The sequence below is a fragment of the Candidatus Jordarchaeum sp. genome (assembly GCF_052745115.1).
Map to the genome: position 1 here is coordinate 1 of NZ_JBRAKS010000283.1, position 5,138 is coordinate 5,138.

At 36.0% G+C, this 5,138-nt stretch carries 4 protein-coding genes; 1 reads left to right on the forward strand and 3 read right to left on the reverse strand.

Annotated features, from left to right (window positions below):
• Positions 1-561 (forward strand): class I SAM-dependent methyltransferase (locus ACUVXA_RS16010; protein ID WP_445872287.1); only part of this gene is annotated, 561 nt, incomplete at its 5' end.
• A gap of 118 nt (positions 562-679) precedes the next feature.
• On the opposite strand, the gene ACUVXA_RS16015 is transcribed toward ACUVXA_RS16010, so the two are convergent.
• The 3 genes from ACUVXA_RS16015 to ACUVXA_RS16025 all read right to left on the reverse strand — a co-directional run bounded on the left by ACUVXA_RS16015 (position 680) and on the right by ACUVXA_RS16025 (position 4,650).
• Positions 680-2,554: a hypothetical protein gene (locus tag ACUVXA_RS16015; RefSeq protein WP_445872288.1), complete on the reverse strand. Its 1,875-nt coding sequence runs from the start codon at positions 2,552-2,554 to the stop codon at positions 680-682.
• 198 nt (positions 2,555-2,752) lie between these two features.
• The gene (locus tag ACUVXA_RS16020; RefSeq protein ID WP_445872289.1) at positions 2,753-3,874 is read right to left on the reverse strand and encodes a glycosyltransferase family 4 protein; all 1,122 of its coding nucleotides are present in this window, start codon (positions 3,872-3,874) and stop codon (positions 2,753-2,755) included.
• A complete protein-coding gene (locus ACUVXA_RS16025) occupies positions 3,862-4,650 on the reverse strand; it encodes a glycosyltransferase (protein ID WP_445872290.1) in 789 nt (262 codons plus the stop codon). The genes ACUVXA_RS16020 and ACUVXA_RS16025 overlap by 13 nt, the downstream gene beginning before the upstream one ends.
• Positions 4,651-5,138: the final 488 nt, after the last annotated feature.

Sequence of the window (5,138 nt, forward strand, 5' to 3'; positions counted from 1 at the left end):
ATCTGGTCAGCCCCCTCTCGGACTGAAGCGAAAAGCTTTTTCATAGCAAATAATAGAGAAGATGTAGAATGTTATGCTCTCGATAATAGTAGTGTTGCTATTGAATTAATAAGAGAAGAAATTCCAAACGCCTTTCTGTCAGATTGTAGAAGCACACCTTTTACCGAAAACGAGTTTGATTTTATCTTCAGCGCGGGGCTAATGGAGCACTTGGACGATGAAAAATCTTTTTTAAAAGAGGTAAAGAGAATTTTAAAGGATGACGGTTATTTACTCACCTTTGTTCCAGCAAGATTTTCTTTATGGAAACTCTACCAACTACTTCATTTTGGGTCATGGAAACACGGATATGAAAAATCTTATACATATAATGACTTAAAGTCGGTGTTCGTAAATAACGGTTATAATGTAATAAAGATCATAGGAATTGATCCTTTTAGTATAAATGGATTAATAATAAAATTGTTTAACATTTCGTTTTCTCCGATTTTCAAAAGATCATTTCTAAAAAGCGGGTACTTAGAACTCTGTGCAGTTGCCAAAAATACGAGGAAACATTAAAAATGGTAAATTTATGAAGCATACAAACTTTTTTACAACCAATTCCTGCACTAAAAAGAAGCTGAATAAGGTGGCAGTATATTCCATTGTAAATATAATAAATATGGGAGGGATATGACTAAATCTTTAAATCAATAGAATTTATTGGAATACTATCAGAGATCCATGGTTTGGATAATAAGTCCAGTGCAATAGCAGAGGAAAGCAGTATGAGGCCAGTTGTAATTATACCTCCGTGTTCACATAAGACCTTAAGAGGACCAAAAATGGGCATCCAGCCCCAGAATAACCCATTTCCGCCAGCAACGTAGGGGAGCGTAGCACTGAGTATAATTAATCCCAAGATGGTTAAAAGTGTAATGGATATTAACAATATTGTTAGCTTCCAATATCTCCATCTACTTTTATCTGGTTCCAAGGTGCTTGTGTGCAAGGATAACGAAAGAGAAATCAATAAAGGTAGAAAAACAAAAATAAGTAAGTAACCTAGCAAAAGTTGTGTACTTTTTGTGGGGGACTGTTCTATGGGAGTATAAAAAGTTACAGGGTACCCTGACCAATATAGGCCATTGAGGTTTAAAGAAGAAACTATTAGAAAGAAAATGGATATCAGTGTTAGACTTAGAAGAATCGTCTTTCTTCTCTCTGTAATCTGGTTAAAAAACTGATAGATTTTTTTAAATGGTTTATAATTATTGATAGGTTCTTTGAATAATGAAACGAATATTAAAACGCAGGTTAAAGAAAATACAAAGCCTGTAGCGACTCCGTTGGCATAACCAACACCATATGGCTGTACTTTCCCACTAAAAAAATAAGCGCTATATGTGTAGTTCCCATTCAAATAGTAGAAAATACTGTCACGTGAGAAGTTTTGTACCAAAGGTATTATGTTAAAGGTCAATAGCAAAAATCTATTGAGATCTCTAAAGGAGAAGAAAATTAGTAAGAAGGGAAGAACCCAAAGAGCATAATAAATATTGATTCTTCCGTATGAAAGATAGTATATCATGTAAACCGCTATTGCACATGCAGTGAGAAATTCTAATCTAGACTTAGAGTAGCGTTCAAAAAGTCCTTTACGCCAAACAAGAAAAGTAAAAAATGGAAATAATCCACCAAAAATAGCTACTTCGATAAAAGCACTATAAATTAACATTTCATAAAATCCGCATCTCAAAAGAAGAGCACGGTATGTCATATTTGGATCCAGCATTTGTGAAATATCTCTCAAAAACTTGGAAGTTGCAAAGTTTGAAAAAGACAATCCAAAAGCCCAATAATGAGTAAGAGGATTGTAATAGATTATTGATGGCAGTATAAAAGATAAAATAGCGGCCACTCCGAAATAGGTAAGAAACTTGGGAATTTCCCTTTTTGCCTCCTTCCACATAAATAATAGAAAAACAGGAATTAAAACCGCAGGGTGATACTTAATCCCAAACCCGATAGCAAGCTCCAAAGCACAGAGACTATATCTTCTATGCAAAAAGTGATAGAAGCCTAGGAGAGCAAAAAGAATCGAAATAGAGTCAAAAGTACCATAGACGGAACTGGTGAAAATTGAAAGAGGATTTAACAAATAAAATAAGGCAATAAACATAGCATACTTTCCTTTCCCATTTTCTGACAAAATGCGGTATAGCATATATGCTATGAGTAGATCGGAAATAATGAAAGGTAATTTAACAAAGAATTTCTCCGATACTGAGACGGATTGCCCGAATAGGTAAAAATTATCGCTAATTAAATCCGCTGAAAAATAAGAAATTAGCAAAATTAAATAAAAAAACAGAGGATAAGCCCAATTAGTAAAATAGGTAAGAGTCCAAGAAGAGTAATAAGCTCTGGCGGTAGAGACAAAAAGATCAAAATCGAATTCATGCATAAAGAAAGGGGATAGAATAATTCTCACAGCTAATCCAAGAATAACAAACTTATTTTTTAAAAAACGCCAAAACTCATGCTTAATACTAGTCTCCGCTGTGGTCAAATTTTTCAACCCGAGCATGATTTTAAACCATTGTCCCTTAGTTACAAAAATAAATATATCTTCTGCGGTCAGGCTATATAAATATTTTATTCGAACTTTACAAAATCACATTTTTCTTCTTATGATCCATTTAAAAATGCAGGTAGCTTCATGTTGGTAAAAGTTAGTATTATATTCAAGAGCGTATTTAAAATAGTTTCACTGATCTTGATTATCAATGATATGTTTTATGATTTGTAATATTTTTCTTGACGTTTTATTCCAGTTAAATTGTTTTGACCATTCCAGTGCTTTTTGGGATAGCTTTTCTCTTAGCTCCTTATCTGTTAGAATTTTTATTAAGGCGTTGGCTAAAATTTTCGGTTGTCCATAGGGTATAGTAAACCCGGTTTCGTTGTTTTTTACAACATCTCTTAAGCCCAGAACATCTGTCACAATAGCTGGCGTCTTGCAGGCGTTTGCTTCAATTACAGTTAACCCCCATCCCTCTCTCTCCGAAGTAGTAACAAACACCCAAGCCCTTTTCATTAGATCTAATTTTTCCTTCTCATTTACAAAACCATGAAATCGGATATTGGTCCAGCCTTCTGCTAGTTTTTTCAATTCATTTTTATACTCAGCGTCCCCCTCTCCAGCTATGGACAACTTTACATTAGGTAATTCTTTTGTAACATACTTCATGGCTATTATTAGATGTTCAATACTTTTGTATTTTTTCAACCGTCCTAGATAGAGAATGTGGGGATACGGGCTTTTCACTTGTCTAGATGGCTCGTAGAAATTATTGTCAATTCCATTGTAGACCACAGCAATATTCTTTCCAAGAATACCAAATTCGATTAATTCTTGTTTTGTGCTCTCTGACACTGCAATAAACGGCGTTTCTCGATACAGTAGAGGTATTATTTGTTCTGTCGTATAGCCTATGACCGCGGAGAGGGGTGAAAGTTCCTTGAAAAAAATGTCTCTAACCAAATGATGAATGATAGCTACTCTCGGTTTTTTAACATACAAGGGGGTAAAAAAGGGAACCCCATTTATATCATCTATAACTATATCAAAGGGTCTTTTTCTTAGATTTAAGAGATAGTACCTAAAGGCGGCTAGATAAACCGTGAACTGATTACCTGCCCTGATTATTTCTATACCGTCGATTTCTTCCCTCCTCTTGCATCCCTCATACCATCCACAAAAAAGGGTTGCGCTATGACCCCATTGCACTAATCTGTTTAGCACCTGGTGTATATGGACTTCCGCTCCCCCCGCCTTTGGATTTGTTACATCCCGCCAGTTAAAAGCAAGTATATTTAACGCATCCATAATTTAATCCTCAATTTAAGTAACTCTATAAGAATTGTTAACCCGTCATACACCAATTGAAATTTAGAGTTTCGATCCTCAGGCTCTATCCATTTTATCGGTACTTCTATAATTCTGTTTCCATTTCTTTTGACTCTTATAATAAGTTCGGTATCAAAGAAAAATTCATTATTTTTAACCTCGTCGAGCAGAGGGAGAATATGGTCACGATTAAACACCTTAAAACCACACTGATGGTCGTGTACACCATCCCGAAACAGAACCCTTACTAGAAGATTGTAGATGGTGCTTGTGATCCTTCTTGCGGTCGGTCTTTTAACATGAGATCCGTTAATTAATCTTGATCCTACAGCCATCGTGAATCCTTGTTGAATCATTTGGACTAATTGGGGGAGCTGTATCAAAGGTGCTGCTAGGTCAGCGTCTATAAACGCAACAATTTTTTCCCTCGCGATTTTAATAGCGCGTTTTATTGCTTTTCCTTTTCCTTGTCTTACCTCAAAATGAAGGTATACGATTTGATAATGGGACTTGACTAGCTGTTTTATGATGGTATCCGTTCCGTCTTTGCTCCCGTCTTCTGCAATTATTATCTGGTAGTCATCAAAAATTCGTTTGCTGTAATCTATGATTTTTTCAAGATTTTTTTTAATCACTTGTATTTCATTATGGATGGGGATGATTATTGACACACTAGGCTTGACGTTTATAGGCATACCGATTTCCAGATGTTCCGTATTTGAATAATCAGTTTGATCCGTTATCAATTCCTTCACATCTACCCCACCTTCAAGACTTAAGATTTTTAAATTTTTCTTGAACATCAAAGTTTAGGTTTGATATGCCTTTGGCACGATGTAATAGTTATGTTTTTGCTTGGGGGTATGTGTTTTTGTTTGTTGGCTGCTTGTAGAGGAGGCGTTATTAAGCCTTCTTTTCCAAATCCAAACCCTACTATGGGAGTTGCAGGACGTTTTCACATACCCAAAATCAAAAATACATATCTATTACTAAAGTTTTGCGGTATTTAAGTTATTAGGTCATTTTATTATCATACTCACCACTTGCTCAATCGACATCCCGTCGGCGGCCATCTGGTAGACCCACTGGATGATGCTCTGTAGTAGGTCCATGAAAGCCTGCCTGCACTCCGCCCCGATGGTCTCAATCGGACTTAACCCTCTTATAGAGTCTACTCCTGCAAACCAAGAGTTTGAGGAGACTGTACGCTAGGAACACGAGCAGCCAATGCCTCTTGGTGCCC